At 63.9% G+C, this 3,196-nt stretch carries 3 protein-coding genes; 1 reads left to right on the top strand and 2 read right to left on the bottom strand.

The genetic code is table 11. The features are described from left to right. Positions 1-370, bottom strand: a 370-nt coding sequence (locus tag BMYO_RS12270; RefSeq protein ID WP_338024389.1) for a helix-turn-helix domain-containing protein, incomplete at its 3' end; no start/stop codon positions are given. Positions 371-1,023: 653 nt separating this feature from the next. Here BMYO_RS12270 and istA point away from each other — a divergent pair. Then, entirely contained in the window at positions 1,024-2,625 is a 1,602-nt protein-coding gene (gene istA / locus BMYO_RS11170) for an IS21 family transposase (protein WP_158217001.1), read from the top strand. A gap of 197 nt (positions 2,626-2,822) precedes the next feature. Here istA and BMYO_RS11165 read toward each other — a convergent pair. Continuing rightward, a partial coding sequence (locus tag BMYO_RS11165) for an ATP-binding protein (RefSeq protein WP_158217000.1) occupies positions 2,823-3,196 on the bottom strand: 374 nt, incomplete at its 5' end.

Genomic DNA, 3,196 nt, shown 5'->3' with positions numbered 1-3,196 from the left:
CGGTCCTCTGGTTGGCGACCGTCATCAGCCACGCGCACTCCGCCTCGAAGTCCCGGGTGAACCTCGAACCGGGCTCGGCCCACGGCACGGCGGCGACGACCACGCCGCACCCGGGGCAGTCCACGCGCGGCATCATGGAGACCAGCTCGACCCGCCAGCAGCCGAAATCCTGGTGACGCCAACGACGCACGCCGCCGCCACGGTCATAGCCACGACGCTTCCGCCCGCACCTCGAGCACCTGAGCATGCCCGCGCGCGGGCGCACCCGCACCTCGAGCACGGGCTCGGGACGCATGGGACCATCGACGATGCGAACATCCTCGACGACCATGCCTTTGACGTTGAGAAGACGTTTGAATAAGCTGTTCATCAGGCGCTTTGCGGTTGTGTGTTTATCTTGGTCGAAAACATCCTACCCGGAAAGCGCTCTTCTCTTACTCCCCCAACACCTCAACCACGAACCACCACCCACGAAAACAGCAATAGCGCCTCATAATGCGTCTTTCCCTTGTATGCCATGTCGCTCCTCACCTTCCCGGAGGTTCCGGGGATAATTGCAGGCACGCCGCAGGTCGTTCCCGCGTCGTGCGCACGGTCATCTCCCGTGCTACCCAAGGTAACCGGACAACACGCCGGAGACGATTGTGCTGATCCGAAAGGAATCCGATGAATGCGGCTTCAGGTTGTTACCTGTGCGATTAAGAGAGGATGTCCGTGTGCTTTGTCTGAGTGTGCTGCCCAAAAGGTCCCATAACCACAAGCGACTATGGGATCGTCATTTTCTTTGATTTCGGTATTTACGGCTTCTGTCCACCTTTATATTCGAGATAGCAGTCAGGGCAGTAAATATCCTTTTGGCAGTCGTAGCAAAGAGGTATGCGGTGGATAATAATCCGGTTTGGTAATGGGGTCTCATGTGTTTGGTACCGGGTGTAGCGGCTGGCTGGTACTGGTGGATTGTTTCCCGTAGCGTCTTTCATTGAGTGGTCCGATGGCGGGCCGCCCGATGAAAGGAGGCCGATGATGGCCGTTGATTGGAAACAGATCATGATCATGTTGCTCGAGGGGGTGAGCCAGAGCCGGGTGGCCGGTGCCGTGCATTGCAGCAAGCGTGATGTGGCGCGTGCCGCGCGGGTGGTCCGCGAGCATGGCGTGACCATGGAAACGCTGGCCGGAATGGATGCCGGGAGCGTGCGGGATCGGTGGTTCCCGTCCAAGCCGCGCGAGGCTGATTCATCGTACGCGCAGCCCGACATGGACTCGTACGTGGAGCGCAAGGGACTGTACCGCAGGCTGCCGGTGAAGTTCCTGTGGTACGACTACCGCAACAAGGCCAGGGAGACGGGGCTGCGATTGTACTCGTACCAGTCGTTCTGCCGTTTGTTCGCGGAACGGTGCGCGCAATCGGACGTCACGGCGCGCCTGGAGCACCGTCCCGGGGAGAAGGCGTTCATCGACTGGTGCGGTGATTGCCCGCGGCTTCTCGACCCCGTCACGGGACGGCGCGCGAAGGTGCAGGTGCTGGTCGTGGTGCTGCCGTATTCCGGGCTGATCTACGCCGAGGGCTTCCCGGACCAGCGCATGGAGTCATGGCTGACGGGCGTCAGGCACGCGTTGGAGGAGTTCGGCGGCGTGCCGAACATCCTCGTGCCGGACCAGTGCGCCACCGCCGTCGACCGCGCGCCGCGCGGTTCGGGCGAGGTGCGCGTCAACAGGCGGTTCGCGGAGTTCGCCGAGCACTACGGCACCGCCGTGGTTCCCGCCCGCGCCGCGCGTCCGCGCGACAAGGCGCTCGTGGAGGCCGCGGTCGGCCTCGTCGAGCAATGGGCCATCGCGCCCGCCGACGACATGGGCCCGTTCCGCATGCTCGCCCATCTCAACGAGTACATCACATGCCAGGTCGAGTGGCTCAACCTCAGGAAGCCGCAGGACGGCTCCATGTCACGGCGGGAACGGTTCGAGGGAGCGGAGGAGCCGTCGCTGCTGCCGCTGCCCGCCGAACCGTTCGAGACCTGCCGGTGGAGGAAGGCCAAAGTGCCCGCGAACTACCACATCCGCGTCGAGCACATGAACTATTCCGTGCCGCACCGACTCGCCGGACGCGTCCTCGACGTGAAGCTCACCACCGCCAAGGTCGTCGCCTATCACAACGGGGAACAGGTCGCCTCCCATTGTCGTCTCCACGGCGCGTCCGGTCAATACGCGACCGTCCCGGCCCACATGCCCGACAGGCACCGCGACATGAGGTCCCCGTGGTCGAGGGAGCGGTTCGAGTCCTGGGCCGACGCGGTCGGCCCCGAGACCGGGCGCGCGATACGCCGCCTGCTCGACTCCAAGCCGGTGGTCGAACAGGCGTACGTGCCCTGCTCGAACATCCTGAACCTGTCGCGCAAGTACGGGTCCGAACTCCTGGAGCTGGCATGCACCGAAACCAACCGCGACGACCGCATCGCCAGCCTGACCGGCACGAGGCACCGGATCCTCGCCATCCGCGACGCCAAACGCGGCGAACAAGCCACACCCACGCCCCGGCCGGCGCGCACGGCCGAGGACCACGCCGGAAACGTCGGCCGGGTCCGCGGCGCCGACGCCTACAAGCGCACGGGACGGGAGGGCTCGCGGTGACGACCCTGACCGAGGACGACCTCAACCTGTTCACCCGGTTCAAGATCCGCGCCATGGGCGACAAGCTCCGGCAGTGTGCTTTGTCAAGTTGGTGTCTGCGTTTTGTGCAGTGTTTTTCCGCAGTGTAGGCAGCGGGTTTTCCGCAGTGTGTGCGGTATCGGCCGCTGCCTGTCTGCGTGTGTTGTTGTGTTGTTTGGTTATTTGGTCATGAGGGCGTGTTGGCTGCGGTAGGAGTGGCCCTCGAATCTGATGAGTCGTCCGTGGTGGACGGTGCGGTCGATGAGGGCGGCGGCCATGTTCTTGTCGCCGAGAATGCGTCCCCATCCCGAGAATTCGATGTTGGTGGTGTAGATGATGCTCCTTGTCTCGTAGCTGTCGCTGATGATCTGGAAGAGGAGGCGGCTGCCTTCCTCGTCGATGGGCAGGTAGCCGAACTCGTCGATGATCAGGAGGCGTGCTTTGCCGATGCCCGCGAGCTCCCGGTCGAGCCGGTTGTCCTGTTGGGCGCGGCGCAGGCGCATGAGCAGTCCGGTCGCGGTGAAGAACCGGACCGGTATGCCCCTGGCGCAGG

This window comes from Bifidobacterium myosotis (assembly GCF_002259745.1).
GTDB lineage: Bacteria > Actinomycetota > Actinomycetes > Actinomycetales > Bifidobacteriaceae > Bifidobacterium > Bifidobacterium myosotis.
The sequence above is the reverse complement of the archived record's forward strand: the minus strand, read 5'-3'. Positions and strand labels throughout refer to the sequence as shown.